Source organism: Ureibacillus sp. FSL K6-3587 (assembly GCF_038593165.1).
Taxonomy (GTDB): Bacteria; Bacillota; Bacilli; order Bacillales_A; family Planococcaceae; genus Ureibacillus; species Ureibacillus suwonensis.
Window position 1 is genome coordinate 213,825 of sequence record NZ_CP151969.1, and the last position, 16,450, is coordinate 230,274.

At 42.0% G+C, this 16,450-nt stretch carries 15 protein-coding genes and 1 pseudogene; 4 read left to right on the forward strand and 12 right to left on the reverse strand.

Features of this window, described 5'->3' with window-relative positions:
- The first annotated feature begins 127 nt into the window (after positions 1-127).
- Positions 128-1,615: a DHA2 family efflux MFS transporter permease subunit gene (locus NSS77_RS01080; RefSeq protein WP_342470003.1), complete on the forward strand. Its 1,488-nt coding sequence runs from the start codon at positions 128-130 to the stop codon at positions 1,613-1,615.
- Between the two features lie 159 nt (positions 1,616-1,774).
- Here the strand turns inward: NSS77_RS01080 and NSS77_RS01085 are convergent.
- The 3 genes and pseudogenes from NSS77_RS01085 to typA form a co-directional block, all read right to left on the reverse strand.
- Positions 1,775-2,311, reverse strand: a pseudogene (locus NSS77_RS01085) (ABC transporter substrate-binding protein); the annotation flags it as partial.
- 290 nt (positions 2,312-2,601) lie between these two features.
- The gene (locus tag NSS77_RS01090) at positions 2,602-2,901 is read right to left on the reverse strand and encodes a YlaH-like family protein (RefSeq protein ID WP_342471166.1); all 300 of its coding nucleotides are present in this window, start codon (positions 2,899-2,901) and stop codon (positions 2,602-2,604) included.
- 101 nt (positions 2,902-3,002) lie between these two features.
- Positions 3,003-4,850: a translational GTPase TypA gene (typA, locus tag NSS77_RS01095; protein ID WP_342470004.1), complete on the reverse strand. Its 1,848-nt coding sequence runs from the start codon at positions 4,848-4,850 to the stop codon at positions 3,003-3,005.
- A gap of 119 nt (positions 4,851-4,969) precedes the next feature.
- Between typA and NSS77_RS01100 the strand changes: the two genes are divergently transcribed.
- Entirely contained in the window at positions 4,970-5,155 is a 186-nt protein-coding gene (locus tag NSS77_RS01100) for a YlaF family protein (RefSeq protein WP_342470005.1), read from the forward strand.
- 375 nt (positions 5,156-5,530) lie between these two features.
- Here the strand turns inward: NSS77_RS01100 and NSS77_RS01105 are convergent, their stop codons facing one another.
- Together NSS77_RS01105 and NSS77_RS01110 are read right to left on the reverse strand one after the other, a co-directional pair.
- Positions 5,531-6,343, reverse strand: a complete 813-nt coding sequence (locus NSS77_RS01105; RefSeq protein ID WP_342470006.1) for an inositol monophosphatase family protein — start codon at positions 6,341-6,343, stop codon at positions 5,531-5,533.
- 333 nt (positions 6,344-6,676) lie between these two features.
- The gene (locus NSS77_RS01110) at positions 6,677-6,874 is read right to left on the reverse strand and encodes a hypothetical protein (protein ID WP_342470007.1); all 198 of its coding nucleotides are present in this window, start codon (positions 6,872-6,874) and stop codon (positions 6,677-6,679) included.
- Positions 6,875-6,992: 118 nt separating this feature from the next.
- Between NSS77_RS01110 and NSS77_RS01115 the strand changes: the two genes are divergently transcribed.
- The gene (locus NSS77_RS01115) at positions 6,993-7,622 is read left to right on the forward strand and encodes a DUF1054 domain-containing protein (RefSeq protein WP_342470008.1); all 630 of its coding nucleotides are present in this window, start codon (positions 6,993-6,995) and stop codon (positions 7,620-7,622) included.
- A 245-nt stretch (positions 7,623-7,867) separates the two neighbouring features.
- Here NSS77_RS01115 and NSS77_RS01120 read toward each other — a convergent pair whose 3' ends face one another.
- On the reverse strand, positions 7,868-8,140 hold the full coding sequence (locus NSS77_RS01120) for a UPF0223 family protein (RefSeq protein WP_342470009.1): 273 nt from the start codon (positions 8,138-8,140) through the stop codon (positions 7,868-7,870).
- Between the two features lie 31 nt (positions 8,141-8,171).
- The gene (locus NSS77_RS01125) at positions 8,172-9,140 is read right to left on the reverse strand and encodes a nitronate monooxygenase family protein (protein ID WP_342470010.1); all 969 of its coding nucleotides are present in this window, start codon (positions 9,138-9,140) and stop codon (positions 8,172-8,174) included.
- Between the two features lie 136 nt (positions 9,141-9,276).
- Between NSS77_RS01125 and NSS77_RS01130 the strand changes: the two genes are divergently transcribed.
- Complete coding sequence (locus tag NSS77_RS01130) at positions 9,277-10,746, forward strand: aminotransferase class I/II-fold pyridoxal phosphate-dependent enzyme (RefSeq protein WP_342470011.1); 1,470 nt, start codon at positions 9,277-9,279, stop codon at positions 10,744-10,746.
- A gap of 50 nt (positions 10,747-10,796) precedes the next feature.
- Here NSS77_RS01130 and NSS77_RS01135 read toward each other — a convergent pair whose 3' ends face one another.
- The 5 genes from NSS77_RS01135 to NSS77_RS01155 form a co-directional block, all read right to left on the reverse strand.
- Positions 10,797-11,474 carry an LrgB family protein gene (locus NSS77_RS01135; protein WP_342470012.1) on the reverse strand — a complete coding sequence of 226 codons (678 nt, stop codon included), beginning with the start codon at positions 11,472-11,474 and terminating at the stop codon, positions 10,797-10,799.
- Positions 11,449-11,901 (reverse strand): CidA/LrgA family protein, encoded by a 453-nt coding sequence (locus tag NSS77_RS01140; protein WP_342470013.1) that lies wholly within the window; start codon positions 11,899-11,901, stop codon positions 11,449-11,451. The genes NSS77_RS01135 and NSS77_RS01140 overlap by 26 nt, the downstream gene beginning before the upstream one ends.
- Positions 11,902-12,163: 262 nt before the next feature.
- The gene (locus tag NSS77_RS01145) at positions 12,164-12,841 is read right to left on the reverse strand and encodes an LrgB family protein (protein ID WP_342470014.1); all 678 of its coding nucleotides are present in this window, start codon (positions 12,839-12,841) and stop codon (positions 12,164-12,166) included.
- Positions 12,816-13,259, reverse strand: coding sequence for a CidA/LrgA family protein (locus NSS77_RS01150; protein WP_342470015.1), 444 nt, complete (start codon positions 13,257-13,259; stop codon positions 12,816-12,818). The genes NSS77_RS01145 and NSS77_RS01150 overlap by 26 nt, the downstream gene beginning before the upstream one ends.
- A 95-nt stretch (positions 13,260-13,354) precedes the next feature.
- Positions 13,355-16,432 carry an efflux RND transporter permease subunit gene (locus NSS77_RS01155; protein WP_342470016.1) on the reverse strand — a complete coding sequence of 1,026 codons (3,078 nt, stop codon included), beginning with the start codon at positions 16,430-16,432 and terminating at the stop codon, positions 13,355-13,357.
- Positions 16,433-16,450: the final 18 nt, after the last annotated feature.

Genomic DNA, 16,450 nt, shown 5'->3' on the forward strand with positions numbered 1-16,450 from the left:
ATAATGCTCTATTTATTATACACAAAAAATCAATGTTGGACTGAATGTATTTTTTTATTGATAAAATTGAACTATGGGTATAAAATGTTTAAGTCGATAAAAAGAAAGAAATGGGGAAAGGGATAATATGACATTAGATAAACAAGGGAAAAAACCGCCATATTTAGTGATTGCAATACTTTTCTTTGGCGCGTTTGTTTCATTCTTAAATAACTCTTTGTTGAATGTTGCACTACCAACAATCATGAAAGATTTTGAAGTGGATTATTCAACTGTTCAGTGGTTGGCTACAGGTTACATGCTGGTAAGTGGTGTTCTGATTCCTGTATCCGCCTTTTTAATTACACGGTTTAAAAACCGTCATTTATTTATTACAGCCATTTCGCTATTCACTATTGGTACCGCATTGGCGGCATATGCTCCCCACTTTGGTGTGCTTTTGGCCGGGCGTGTGATTCAAGCGGCTGGCGGTTCCGTAATGGGTCCGTTGCTTATGAACATCATGCTTGTGAGCTTCCCCCGCGAAAAACGTGGCGCGGCAATGGGGATTTTCGGATTAGTTATGATTACTGCCCCAGCCATTGGTCCAACATTATCCGGTTATATTGTGGAATATTGGGACTGGCGGGTATTATTCGAAATGATACTGCCCTTTGCTGTCATCAGCTTGATTTTAGCTATTTGGAAATTGGAAAACATATTGGAAACACGCGACGTTTCCATTGACTACTTTTCCATTCTATTATCGATTATCGGTTTCGGTGGCGTACTATACGGCTGTTCAACGGCCAGCACTGAAGGATGGTCGGATGCAAAAGTTCTTTCGACGTTGATTATAGGAGCAATCGGCATCATTTGGTTCATCATCCGCCAATTCCGCTTGGAACAACCTTTATTGGATTTGCGCGTTTACAAATACCCAATGTTTGCCGTTGGTAACATCATTTCGATGGTTGTCACAGCCGCCATGTTTTCAGGGATGATTTTAACACCGGCTTACGTTCAGAACGTCCGCGGTATTTCACCGCTTGATTCAGGTTTAATGATGTTGCCGGGTGCCCTCGCAATGGGAATCATGTCACCAATCACAGGAAGATTGTTCGACAAATTCGGTCCGCGTATTTTGGCATTTGTCGGGTTATCCGTTACTGCTTACGGAACTTATTTGTTATCCACGATGGATTTGGAAACAACAAAAACGACCATTGTTTTAATGTACACATTGCGGATGTTTGGTATGTCAATGGTCATGATGCCTATTATGACAAACGGTTTGAACCAATTGCCGAACCGCTTGAATCCACATGGTACAGCGGTCAACAACACGGTTCAACAAGTGATTGGTTCAATCGGAACGGCGTTGTTCGTGACGTTGATGAATTCTGTCGCTACCAATAAAGGGGAAGAATTGGTGGAAGCGGTAAAAGCCGCAAATCCGGCAGAATTGCAAAATCCGACGTTTATCGCAGGGATCCAGCAACAGGCATTGCTTGAAGGTATTCAAGTGTCATTCTTGGTTGCAACAATCGTGACGATTGTGGCTTTAATCTTGACATTATTCTTAAAACGGGTTGATGTAAGCAAAGTCATCGCGGAAAATATTGAAAATAAATAAACGGGTTGAATCAAATCCATTAAACAATGAAGCTGCTTGCCCCTTTGAAGGAAAAGGGATAAGCAGCTTCATTTTGTCATTCACCATATGGTTTAAAATCTTTTCATTGCAACTTCCATGAATCCATCCCGGTTGTAAGTAGTGTCTTATGTACCCGCATGCAAAGGCTGTTGCAATATTGGCAAATTCTATGTTTTGGATCAAGTTTAGATCCTTGTGAGGGTCGATGCCATGTTTTTTCAATACAAATTCCCCAACCATTTGCGGCATGCCGCCTTTGCGCTGGCCAAGGAATGTGGAACCTTTCAGCAGATCCCATGAAAATTCGTCAATTTTTTCCCGGGACACTAAGAACGTTCCATCCGTTTGGGTTAATTGGGCAAAGTTTTTGATCGGATCATTGGCGCCTTGTGCTGTCACATAAATGGAAGTTTCCGCTCCAACAAGGGCAATATCGATTCCACCTGAAAGGAGGGCAGTCATTGTTTTATCCCCGCCGGGAATTGTGGAAAGTTCAATTTCCAGCCCTTCTTCTTCAAAATATCCTTTGGAAATCGCCACGTATTGTGGTGCATAAAAGATGGAACGTGTTACTTCCCCTACTTTCACTTTTGTCATCTCTTTGTCTCCGCACGCGGCAAGAAAAACCATCATCCCTGCCAGCATGACGGAAAGACTAATCTTCCACCATTTCATCCCTCTTACCTCCTTGTTTCGTCAGTATCCATTATCAAGAGTAGGTTATGCGAAGGGAAAATAATGTGTGAATGCCCATGAATTTGGTCCGGCTCCCGGATAACGATACCAATGTGTCTTATCCGCCTTCCAAAAGGAGGGTAAGCTGGCCGATCAAAAATATGAAACCATGGACACATGTGCAACAAAAAAAGCGAACCGGGAAAACAGTCCGTTTCCCGATTCGCTCAACTCTACAAATCTTCATTGAAAAATGATTGACCCGATGACAAGTCTCCCTATTTCCCTTGTCAGGAAGCCTCTTTCTCTTCTCTTTTCTCTCGCCATAAACGGATTTTATAGAGAATCAAAACAAGTGCCGCAACAATCAATCCTTCAATCATCGGCAAGAATAGGGCGAAAAAGGTAAGAAGAATACAACCTAGAAATAGAAAAATATAAATGATTATATTTTTCCCCAAACTCAGTTTTTTGGCAAAACCGAGTTTGTAAACAATGGCGGACAGGATGAACACCAGGATAAAAATGATGTATCCTGCCACTTGATTATTCGGTGCGTTTTCGTAAACATAGCGAGTGACTGCCGACATGCGATTAAATACCCGGTCAGAATCACTGACAGCGGCGGATGCCAAAATTAAACCAAATAGCTTCAAGTCGAACAACACCTTTCACATTCCCAAGAAGAGAATTATTCTTGCTCGGCGTATTTTTGTTTTTTCGCCAATTTTTCTCTTTCACTTTTATTTAAAATTTGTTTTCTTAAACGGATGGATTGTGGTGTTACTTCCAAATATTCGTCATCATTCAAAAATTCCAATGCTTCTTCCAGTGTCAAAAGGCGCGGTTTTTTGATGACCGCTGTCTGATCTTTCGTTGCGGAACGGATATTCGTTTTTTGTTTTTGTTTTGTGATGTTGACGGCAAGGTCGTTCTCCCGGCTATTTTCCCCGACAATCATTCCTTCGTAAATATCCGTGCCCGGCTCTACAAATAGTGTACCACGATCTTCTATCTGCATCATACCATAAGTTGTCGCTTTTCCAGTTTCCATCGATACAAGAGCCCCGTTATGGCGGCCACCGACACGGCCAGGAACAACCGGTTGATAGCTGTCAAAGGAGTGGTTGATGATTCCGTACCCTTTGGTGATGGACATAAATTCCGTTGTATACCCGATCAATCCGCGGGATGGCACCATGAAAATGAGGCGGGTTTGTCCATTGCCGTTATTGATCATATCCACCATTTCGCCTTTGCGATTGCCCAATGATTCAATCACGGCACCCACATATTCTTCAGGAACATCCACTTGTACCCGTTCCACCGGTTCGCATTTGACTCCATCGATTTCTTTGATGATCACTTTCGGTTTTGAAACTTGCAATTCGTATCCTTCGCGGCGCATATTTTCAATCAAGATGGATAAATGAAGTTCTCCTCTGCCGGAAACAATCCATGCATCCGGTGAATCGGTATCTTCCACCCGCAATGAAACATCCGTTTCCAATTGCTGTCTTAATCTTTCTTCCAATTTACGGGCCGTCACAAATTTTCCTTCTCTTCCTGCAAATGGGGAATTGTTCACAAGAAACGTCATTTGCAATGTCGGTTCATCGATGCGAAGTGGCGGCAACGCCTCTTGATGCTCAATGGCACATACCGTTTCCCCTACGTTAATGTCATCCATTCCGGAAACCGCGACGATATCTCCGGCACTTGCCGATTCAATTTCTTCCCGTTTCAAACCGGAGTAGCCCAACAATTTCGTCACGCGATATTGTTTGACACTGCCATCCAGTTTCATTAGGGCAACGGATTGGCCCACATGGATTTCTCCCCGGAAAATGCGTCCGATTCCGATCCGTCCTACATAGTCATTATAATCCAGCATAGTCACTTGGAATTGCAATGGTTCATCCGAATTATCCACCGGTGCAGGAATGTGATCAATAATCGTATCAAACAAGCATTGCATATCAGCGTCCTGATTTGCCGGATCCGGATCAAGGCTTGCTGTTCCGTTGACAGCTGAGGCATAGACAACCGGGAAGTCCAATTGGTCTTCATCCGCACCCAATTCAATTAATAGATCCAATACTTCATCCACCACTTCCAAAGGGCGGGCAGAGTCTTTATCAATTTTGTTCACCACCACAATCGGTGTCAACTTTTGTTCCAACGCTTTTTTCAATACAAAGCGTGTTTGGGGCATACAACCTTCGTATGCATCCACGACGAGCAGAACCCCGTCAACCATTTTCAGAATACGTTCCACTTCGCCCCCGAAATCCGCGTGTCCCGGAGTATCCAAAATATTAATTTTTGTCCCTTTATAGTGAACGGCAGTATTTTTTGCTAAAATAGTGATGCCGCGTTCGCGTTCTAAGTCATTCGAATCCAATACTCGCTCTTCAACATGCTCATTTACACGAAAAGTTCCGGATTGTTTCAATAATTGATCGACTAATGTTGTTTTTCCGTGGTCAACGTGTGCAATGATAGCGATGTTGCGAATATCTTCACGTAATTTTGTCATGATTCCACTCCAATTTCTTTGTTCATAAGATTAACTGTGTTATTATATCACAAGAACATGAAAAATGTCTTTTTTTAATAACACTTTTTTAACCTTCGAACTCTAAAGGGGGGCTTTTGATGAATAAAGCGAAGTTTGTCATGCTGCTTTTCTCCATCGCTGCACTATTATCAATGGTTTCCATTGGTTACGCGATCGCCATAAGAAGCGTTCCTACAATCATTGCTTGCATCGTGGCATTATGTGCCGTTATGGGAATCGGTTTCCGCATGAAAAGAAAATTTCGTGAAAAAGGGCTGCTATAGTAAAAAGAGGCTGGGACAAAAGATAAAAAACACCATTTTCTCACGGGAGAAAAATGGTGTTTTTTTGATAATTGAAGAAAATTGATTTCCGTTCCGGGGACGCTTTCCGCGGGCCCGGCTCGAGCCTCCTCGGAGCTCAAACCTTCGCTCCTGCGGGGTCTCGAGACTCGGGCTGTTCCCGCAGGAAAGCTTTTGCTTTGCGACGAAAGCGGAGCGACAGGAGCACTCGCCCCGTCACTCCAATCAATTTTCTGTGATATCAATTTTTTACAAAAAATTTTTTTGCAGCTCGTTCACTTTATTAGTTATGTCTCAGCCTCTTTTTATTTTATCCCAGATCCGCAATCTTAAAATTGGATTGGAAAGGTTGATTATTTAATTGGAATGCTGCTTCTCGTCTTTTAATTCGATATAATGTTCCAGCAACAACTGATGGATTGATGGGTTCGCAATAAGGAATGTATCGTGGTTCAATAAATTGAACGGTTGGCCTTTCAAGTTCGATACAACCGCTCCCACCTCCTGGGCGATGACCATTCCGCCTCCGATATCCCATGGAGCCAATCTCATTGATAGATAAGCATCCAGTTTGCCTGTCACCACCAAAGCAATTTCCATGGCGGCTGAACCGTATGAACGGGTGCCGCGCACAGTCCGGATCAGTTTTACCACTTTTTCGTGATTGATTTTTCCATTCGGGATCACCCAGCTGGAGTTGATTCCAATCACAGCTTCTTCAATCTTCAACGGCTTTAATTTGCCGATTTGCTGATCATTGATGAACGCACCTTCGCCTTTGATCGCGTAAATTAATTCATCCCGCATCACATCATACAAATACCCCAACTTCCCGACTCCATCGACAAAGAAACCGATCGAAATCATGAAATTGCGGCCTTGTTTGATGAAATTCATCGTGCCGTCAATTGGATCGATAATCCATAGGGGGCCATCCAATGTCACAATTTTATCCCCCATCCCTTCTTCCCCCAAAATCTTATGGGAAGGGTCCAATTCCTTTATTTTTTCCACAAAATATTGTTCGATTTTCCGGTCGATGTTTGTCACCAAATCATTGGCGCTCGCTTTTGTTTCTATAATCAATTCTTTTGAAAAAGATTCGCGTATTTGATCACCGGCATGAAAAATAGTTTTTATTGCAAAATCGTTTATTTTCCGTAAATCCATTTGTTAAAAACCTGCCTTCTTATCTACCATAGATTTCTACTATTTTGAAATATATTTTCTAAAATTCAGAAATTTCATAAGGCCATTTAAGAATGAAAGATTCCCCTTTATCATTATTTTAACATGATTTATTGAAAAGGGGTCCTAAATTGCCAAAGTTGCAATCCCTGTCATAAAATCTTAATTTTTTTTATTTTTCACGTTATTATTATATACTTTTTTAGAAGGCTGCAGAAGATAAATTGAAAACAACCTATGACTTAACATTTTTCAAAAATAAAAAATCACTTGCTCGACGATCAAAGCAAGTGATTCTATAGGAAGGGAAACTGCTTACGCATACGCGTGCAGACCGTTTAATTCATCTTGGATTTCTTTTAAGCGTTTTTTGCATCTTTCCATTTCCTTCGTATCGTTTTCTTGCATCGCGGAATAAAGGGAAGCCAATTCATAATCTAATTCCAACCGTAAAGCGTGTTCATATTGTTTTTCAATATCAACTTTGCGAATAATCTTAACCGTTTGTCTCATGCCACTCACTTTCCTTTCCCAATTATTTTTGTCTCAAGGTGAAGTGCTGTTTGTTACAAGATTTTTCCCAAAAAACATGGAAAATAAACATAAGATTCAAAAAGGAGGAAAACAATTCATGGTTGATATCAAATGGACAAATTCCGATTTTGATGTTTTTACAATAGACGGTTTAGACGCCCGAATGGATGCATTGAAAACGATTGTACGTCCCAAATTCCAAGCGCTGGGGGAACATTTTGCCGGATATTTCAGTGCGAAAACCGGTGATGAATTTTTTGCCCATATCGCCAAACATGCAAGAAGAACCGTCAATCCGCCGAATGATTCATGGGTGGCATTTGCCCCATATAAACGCGGATACAAATCGCTTCCCCATTTTCAAATTGGGCTTACAAACAACCATTTATTCATCGTTGTTGCAATAATTTATGAAGTTCCACAAAAATCTGCCATGGCCCATCGTTTGCTGAATTCATTGGATGCATTTCGGAAGTTGCCTGATGATTTCATTATTTCAGGCGATCATACGTCCCCTGATGCCATTCCTTTAAAGGATGCATTGGATGTCCGGTTGGAGGAACTTCTGGTTCGACTTCGGGATGTGAAAAAAGGGGAATTTTTGGTTGGACGTCATATTCCTCGTGAAACATGCATAAATCTATCTTCGGAAGAGTTTTTAAAAGTGGCGGAGGATACTTTTGAAGCACTTTTCCCAATTTACGAAATGATGATTGGAAAAAATTAAATTGTGCTTTTTGTATTCCATTTAAACGGCATGAACTTCTTCATTTTCTTTTGAATGAGGATTGATTTATTTCCTGCTGTATGTTGTATAAATAAATATGCTGTTGACGACATTAAACATTACATTTTTCAGCCGCTTTTTTTCTTGGAATTTAATAATATTCCGCATCAAGTCTTCATAAAATGCTGTTTGGAAAAAGAAAAAGGAGCCATATTGCTCCTTTTTTTCGTCAAGAGGATGTGGACTCAATTCAAATGAATCCAATCCCCATCCTTTAATTCCCTCGCCTGCTTCACCACAGGGTAGCTTGCATATCCGCTGACCTCTTCAAATTCCCGGAAGAGGGTTTTTTCTTCCGCTTTTGAAGGGACGATTTGTTTAAAACGGCGATACTTTTCCAACATCTCCTCCCTTTTGATCCCTTTTTCGTACGCTTGTTCAATTCCCTCAAAAAATTTCACCACTGCAATTATTTCCTCTGTTGACCAATCAGGTGAAATTGGATACGCATATTCCATACGGCTTTACCTCGCTTCATTTGTTTTTTCTTTATCTTCCCCATTTTAACCGAATTTCTTCCGCTTCCCGAATCATACGCTCAAACAATTCTTGTACTGAAGGGACATCTTTGATTAAACCGGTTACTTGCCCTGCCCAACCAAAGCCGTTTTCCGCGTCCCCATCGTAAATAAAGCGTTTATTCGCTTCTCCGCTGATATAGTCTTTAAGGGCTTCATAGGTTGGGGTTTCCTTTTCGATTTGCAATATTTTTTCTGTAAATCCGTTTTTTAAGGCTCGGGCTGGAGTTCCTAATGATCGCTTGATGACCGCCGTATCCGTTTCGGAACTGTTGAGCAAAGCTTTAATATATTCCGGGGAGGCATGCACGCATTCCTTCGTCGCAATGAATCTTGTCCCCATTTCGATTCCTTCCGCTCCCAAAGCCAAAGCCGCCATCAACCCTCGTCCATCTCCAATCCCTCCAGAAGCGATGACAGGGATGGATACGCTATCCACGACTTGCGGTACGAGCACCATTGTCCCCACATCATCTCTTCCCAAGTGTCCCCCTCCTTCTTGTCCAACCACCATCACTGCATCCGCACCAAGTTCTTCCGCTTTCTGGGCTTGACGGCGTGCCGCAACCAAGACCAACTTTTTCACGTCGACCCCTTCAAGCAATTTGAACATCGGAGCAGGATTACCGCCCGTCATCGAAATGACCGGCACTTTTTCCTCGATTGCCACTTCCACCATCGGTTCATAGCCTTTTCCATAATTGCCGAAAGCAAAATTCACTCCGAAAGGTTTATCGGTTTTTTCTTTTGTTTTTCGGATCTCTTCCCTTAATTGTTCAGGAGATTCCAAACTGAGGGCTGTAATTTGTCCGAGTCCCCCCGCATTGGATACGGCGGCCGCCAAATCGGAGTAGGCCAAATAAGCGAGTCCCCCCTGTATGATCGGATATTGGATTCCCAATAATTTTGTCACTCTTGTTTCCCAATTCATCATGCTCATCCCCTTTTTTTCATATTGATTAATGAGTTCTTCAATAAAACTTAAATTTCCTTTAAATTTTTATAGCAAGTGGAGCCCATAGATGCTATAATTTCATTGTTTTTTAAAATTACAATAAAGTGAGGTGGTACCTGCGTTGTCACAGTTAGAAACTCCTCTGTTCGACGCATTGTTAAAACATCGAAACAGACATCCGATCCAATTCCACATCCCAGGCCATAAAAAGGGGCAAGGAATGGATCCTGCTTTTCGAGAATTTATTGGAGACAACGTTTTATCCATTGATTTAATCAATATTGCTCCACTAGATGACTTACATTCGCCAAAAGGTGCAATTAAAGCGGCACAGGAACTTGCTGCCGAAGCCTTTGGTGCTGACCATACATTTTTTTCTGTTCAAGGAACTAGTGGTGCTATCATGACGATGATCATGTCTGTCGTCGGTCCGGGAGATAAAATTTTGGTACCACGAAATGTTCATAAATCTACGATGTCTGCGATTATTTTGTCTGGTGCGATTCCGATTTTCATTTATCCTGAAGTGGATGAAGAATACGGGATCACCCATGGAATTTCTGCCGAATCCGTTGAAAAGGCAATCGAAACATATCCAGACGCAAAAGCTTTGCTTGTGATTAATCCGACTTATTTCGGATTTGCTGCTGATTTAAAACGCATTGTGGAGATCGCACATGCTTCAGATATACCGGTAATTGTCGATGAAGCCCATGGAATCCATTTGAGATTCCATGATGAACTGCCAATCTCAGCAATGGAAGCTGGAGCCGATATGGCTGCGACAAGCGTACATAAGCTGGGAGGTTCTTTGACCCAAAGTTCCGTATTAAACGTCCGGGAAGGACTTGTGAGCATTAGCCGCGTACAATCCGTATTATCGATGTTGACAACCACTTCAACATCATACCCATTGCTCGCTTCCCTTGATTGCGCCAGAAGACAACTGGCAATCAATGGCAATCATTTAATCGACAAAACGATCCGTTTGGCAAAAGAAGCAAGAAAACGAATCAATAAAATTCCGCATTTGAAGGTAGCTGGACGAGAGAGGCTCCATTCATCCGCGACATATGATATGGACCCTACAAAGCTGTTAATCAGCGTCAAAGACTTGGGGATTACGGGCCATCAAGCGGAAGAATGGCTCCGACAAAATGCCAACATTGAAGTGGAATTGTCTGATCTTTACAACATCCTTTGCCTTGTTACATTGGGGGATACAAAAAAAGAAATCAATTTGCTTGTGAATGCATTGCAACGCATGTCCCAGGCATTTGATTCGGAGGCTTGCATAAAAGAAACGGAAGTGAATGTGCCGGATATTCCAGCCCTTGCCATGACCCCAAGAGATGCCTTTTATTCCAGCACGGAAGTGATTCCTTTCAAAGACTCCGCCGGCTATATTTGCGCCGAGTTTATCATGGTGTATCCGCCTGGCATCCCAATTTTTATTCCGGGTGAAGTCATTACCCAGGAAAATATAGACTACATTCAAATGAACATTGAAGCGGGACTGCCGGTGCAAGGACCCGAAGATACAAGTCTGCAGACGATTCGTGTCATTAAAGAACGGAAACCTATATATTAATATGCGGAAAATGTCAAAAGCATTCTAGCGGGACTAGAATGCTTTTTCCTTTACATAAAAAGATAAACAAATATCGGACATAGAATGGCACCAACCACCGCGCTTAGCCCCATCGACAATGAACCGATCGATAAATCCAGTTCACCATAGTCGACAAGCTTTGCCGTGCCGACTCCATGGCTTGCGCTTCCCATGGCAATCCCCCGGCTGATCGATGAATCGATTTTTCCAATGGTGAACATGACCGAACCAAGCAGGGCACCTGTAAAGCCCGCAATTAATACCAATACAGCGGTAAGGGATGGGATTCCACCGATCGTTTCGCTCACATGCATCGCGACCGGTGTCGTCATCGATTTTGGTAGGGCCGTCAATATATACTCCTTATCGATTTTAAATACGACTAGAAGCGTATAAACGCTGATCAAGCCGCTTACCATCGCAATTACAATGCCTGATAAAATCGTATATTTGTATTTCAGCACCATATGCCACTGGTTGTACAACGGATAGGCCAAAGCGACGACAGCAGGTCCAAGCAAATGTTGAAGGTAGCGCCCGCCTTCCATATAAACGTCAAATGGGACATTCAAAAAGAGCAGGCCCGCAATGATGATAATGGTCGAAGTTAAGATGGGCATGAGGATCGGCGAAGGGTACCGGGCATGCAACTTCTTCATTAATAAAAAGATGATGACCGTACTAATGATGGATAAACTTGCTCGCATGTTCCACTTCCCCCTCTTTCTTCCTCTTCATCGCCAATTCTTTTTTCTCAATCCATTGGCAAATCATGCTTGTCGTCAGAAGCACGAAAAGCGTACTGATGATGACCGACGCCACCAATAGCGAACCGGATACGGAAATAAGCTCCGGATAATCGATGATGCCGACAATGGGCGGAATAAAAAATAACGTCATAAACCCTATCAGGAAATTTGCCCCGTCTTTTATATAATCCACTTTGATCCATTTAAATTGTAGGCAAATAAATAGAAGCACCAAACCGATGATGCTGGCAGGCAATGGTAAATGTGTGATTTCAACCATAAACACCCCAATGTAGTAAAAAACGTACAGAAGCAGAATTTGAATGATCGTTCGAACAATTTTCATACTTCCATCGGAAAAAGGAACACCCTTTTCCAAACTCACCTCCCCCGTATTCGTTATTTTATACTTGTGACAAAATATTGTCTATTAATTATTATAGAAAAATCAAAAGAATCTAAATTTTGGAGATGCATTCAGGATATTTGTGATGAAGATATCCCTTTGGGGAAATCGGCTTCAGAAAGGATGTTTTTACGGAATAGGAAACTATCAAATGAAAAGAAAACAGATGCCAGAAAATCGGCATCTGCTTCCATTATGTGGTTATCGGCACCAAACATTTTTTTAGACAACCCAGCCTATGTTAGAAAAAGAGAGAGACAAAAATGGGACAAAGGATGGCCCCGATGACTATACTCAAACTCATGGAGACCGAACCGATGGACAAATCTTCCTCGCCAAAATCCTTCAGCCGTGATATTCCGACACCGTGGCTGGCACTTCCCATGGAAATCCCCCTACTGATGGGTGAATCGATTTTGCCCAATTTATAAACGACAGGTCCAAAAAGCGCCCCGGCAAAGCCTGCCACCATCACCAAAACGGCGGTTAACGGCGGGACTCCCCCGATGGTTTCACTTACTTGCATCGCAATCGGTGTTGTCAAGGATTTGGGCAATGCGGTCAAAATAAACGTTTTTTCCTCGTGGAACAATTTCAATCCGGCAAAAACACTAAACAAGCCAATCAGCATGGCAAAAACGATACCCGAAAGGATGGTATATTTATATTTCAGCACCAAATGCCGTTGGTTGTATAACGGATAGGCCAGGGCAACCACTGCCGGCCCCAATAAATGTTGGATCCACTTTCCCCCTTCCATATACTCGTCATATGGAATATGCAGCAATAAGATGAAAACAACCAAAACGATGGTTGTAGTAAGGATTGGCATCAAAAACGGATAGGGGAAACATTTATATATTTTCATCATAATTAAAAAGATTATAATCGTGCTAACGATATAAATGATGGCTTCCACTCTTTTCTTCCCCCTTCCCCTTCTCTTTTTCTTCTATTTTTTTACTAAAAATGCCCGTCATATAAATTGTCAATATCGTACTTGCAAACACGGTCACTATTAAAAAAAACCCTTTTGAAGACAACAATTCAGGATATTCCACGACGCCAATCATCGATGGAATAAAAAATAAAGTCATAAACCCTATTAAAAAACCTGCCCCTTCCCGGATTATTCCGACTTTGATCCATTTTTGCCGCAAGCACAAAAATAGCAAGAGCAAACCGATTATGCTTGGCGGGATGGGAAGATGCGTCCCTTTAACAATAAATACGCCCATATAATAAAAAAGATATAAAATCAGGATTTGCAAAATTGTTCGAATAACGGTCATATCAACGGTATAGAAATTGTTATACCTTCCCTCCTTCTTGTACACCGCTATTCTACGCCTGCGTTTTCAAATTGTCCAGTCATGCAAAAAAAGAATTCACCCCAAATTCCATGCAAGAAGGGCGAATTCTTTTTTGAAAATTAATCTTCTTCAATTTCTGTACGGTTTTTTCTCAACACTTTTGACAAGATTTCATACACGATCGGCACGACGATCAACGTTAACATCGTTGAACTGAATAAACCGCCGATTACACAAATACCTAAGTCCCTTGAAATCATTCCGCTTCCTTCCGCACCGATTGCAAGCGGTATTAACGCACCGATTGTGGCAATCGCGGTCATTAAGATTGGACGCAAACGAGTGGCTCCCGCTTCCAGGATCGCTTCACGCATTGGCATACCCGTACGTTCCATGTTGATGATTCGGTCCACCAATACAACGGCATTTGTAACAACAATACCGATCAGCATGAGCATACCCATCATAACCGATACGGAAATGGTTTCTCCTGCAATCCAAAGTCCCACCAATGAACCGATGACCGTAAACGGCAATGAGAAGAGGATGGCAAATGGCGCCAAACCTTCACCAAATGTTACCACCAGAATGAAGTACACGATTCCTATCGCGACAATCATGGCAAAACCTAATTGGGTAAAGGCTTCTTCCATATCCGCTGTAACGCCGGAAACGCCGATTTCAACGCCTTTAGGCAATTCAAGTTTATCGATTTTTTCATCCACTTCTTTTGAAGCTTTTGTCACGTCTTTGCTTGTCACAGTACCGGAAACACTTGCATACAACTGTCCTTTACTGCGGGAAATTGTGTTGGATACTGTTCCTTCTTCCACTTGCACAATGTCTTTCAACTGTACAGCCGCTCCCGTAGCGGTTGGGACAGGTTGATTCAACAAATCTTCGAAGGATGTCGCCAAATTGACATTCCGTTTCACAATGACATCGATGTCCGTGCCGTCTTTTTTCAACGTCGTCAACACTTCATCCTGTTTGTTCGGATTTAACATCATGGCCAGCTGTCCTGCTGTTAAACCATATTGCAGCAATGTTTGCTGGTTCACTCTTAATGTGAATTCATCAAATCGTTCGGAAAGGGATGTATCCACATCTTTCAAATTTCCGGATTCTTTCATGATATTCTCGATGTCTGCTACCGTTTTTTCAATTTTATCCATGTCATCTCCATAAACGGTATAGCTGAGTTCATTATTGGACATGGACATGCTGAAGTTCTGATTGATCCATTTGCCTGATTGATCCAAACCTTCAATGTAGTTTGTGATTTCATCTTGGACATCATCAAAATTCTTTGTATCATCATCGAAAATGACATACATTAATGCTCCGTCAGTGCCCATCATGCCCATCATCGCATTACCGCTGCCACCGATGGAAACTTGAACGATATCCACATCATCCCGGGCCAATAATTTATCTTCAACGACTTGGACATTTTCCAACGTTTTTTCTTCAGACTCACCCGGCTCAGGAGTGTAAGTGAGATACATCACTTTTTCCTGATCAGCGGAAAGGAAACTGAATCCTACCACCGGAATCAAGAATAAGCTTCCCACCAATAATGCAATCGCAATTAGGGATGAAACGACTTTATGATTCAATGACCAGCGCAACACTTTTTTATACCATAAAGCCAATGCGCCCGGTTTTTCATGTTTTACTTTTCCGCCTTTTTTACCGCCATATAAACGCTTTTTAAACAGCGTATGGGACAGTGATGGAACCACCGTGATGGCCACCAGCAATGAAGCAAGCAAGGCGAAAGCCATCGTAAAGGCGAATGGAGTGAACAGTTCTCCAACCATGCCTCCGACTAATACAAGCGGCGCAAACACGGCGATTGTAACAAGGGTGGAGGCCAATATCGGTTTGAACATTTCGATCGTTGCTGAACGGATCAATGCTCGTCCTTTTAATTTTTCATCTTTCAAATGCAATCGTCTGTATATATTTTCAACCACTACAATCGAATCGTCGATTACCCGTCCAATCGCAACCGTCATCGCGCCAAGGGTCATAATGTTCAATGTAATGTCCATTTGATGCAAGATGGTAAAGGCAATCAACAAAGACAACGGAATGGAAATGATGGATATGATTGTTGATTTGATATCACGCAAGAACAGCAAGATAATGATAATCGCAAATCCTGCACCGTATAACGCTTTTCCTAACATCGTAGAAACGGATTCTTCGATCGGTTCCCCTTGGTCAAGCGTCACATCGATGTGCAACCCATCATTTTTCGCTTCCAATTCTTTGATAATGTCTTTGGCTTCATTTACGACTTCAACCGTGTTAGCATCCTGACCTTTTACAATTTGGATGCCGATCGCTTCTTTTCCGTTCGTACGTGAAACCGATTCGACTTCTCCTACTAATTTTACTTTTGCAATATCACCCAAAGTCACAAAAGGTGTCGGATTTTGTGCTGTTGGTGTAACCGGGATCAACAAGTTTTTCAACTCGTCGACGGTCGTAAATTTTCCATCAATGACGATGGATTGTTCTTTTTCTTTAAATGGATACAAACCAAGCGGCGCCTTCAAGTCGCTTGCTTGAATCATTTGTTTTACATCGTCTTCCGTCACGCCCAGAGAAGCCATCTTTACTTGGTCGTATTCAATTTCCACTTTATTCACATGTTGGCCTGAAATCGAAACGGAAGAAACGCCATCAATACCTTCCAATTTTGGTACAATGACATCTTCGACTGTAGCAGTCAACTCTGCAATATCTTCAGTGTCACTTGACACGCTTAATGCCAAAATCGGGAAAGTGTTGACCGTGATACGGGCAATTGTAGGATCCTGTGCCGTATCCGGAAACTCCATGCCATCAATGACCGAACGCAATTCCCGTTCCGCATCCAGCATGTCTGTTCCATATTCATATTCGATTTGTACGCTGGACATATTCGAATATGATGTTGAATAAACACCTACAACATTTCTCAGGTTTTGTACCGCTTTTTCCAGAGGAATGGAAATATCATTCATCGATTGTTCAGGAGTAGCACCTGGATATACTGTCATTACAGTAATATAGGGAATGGAAATATCAGGAATTGTTTCTTTGTTCATTCGGGAAGTGGAATAAATTCCCGTCACCATTAAAATAATGGCTAATAACCATACAGCTAGTTTATTTTTTATGACGAAATTCACTAATCCATTCAAAATTGAACCCACCTTTTT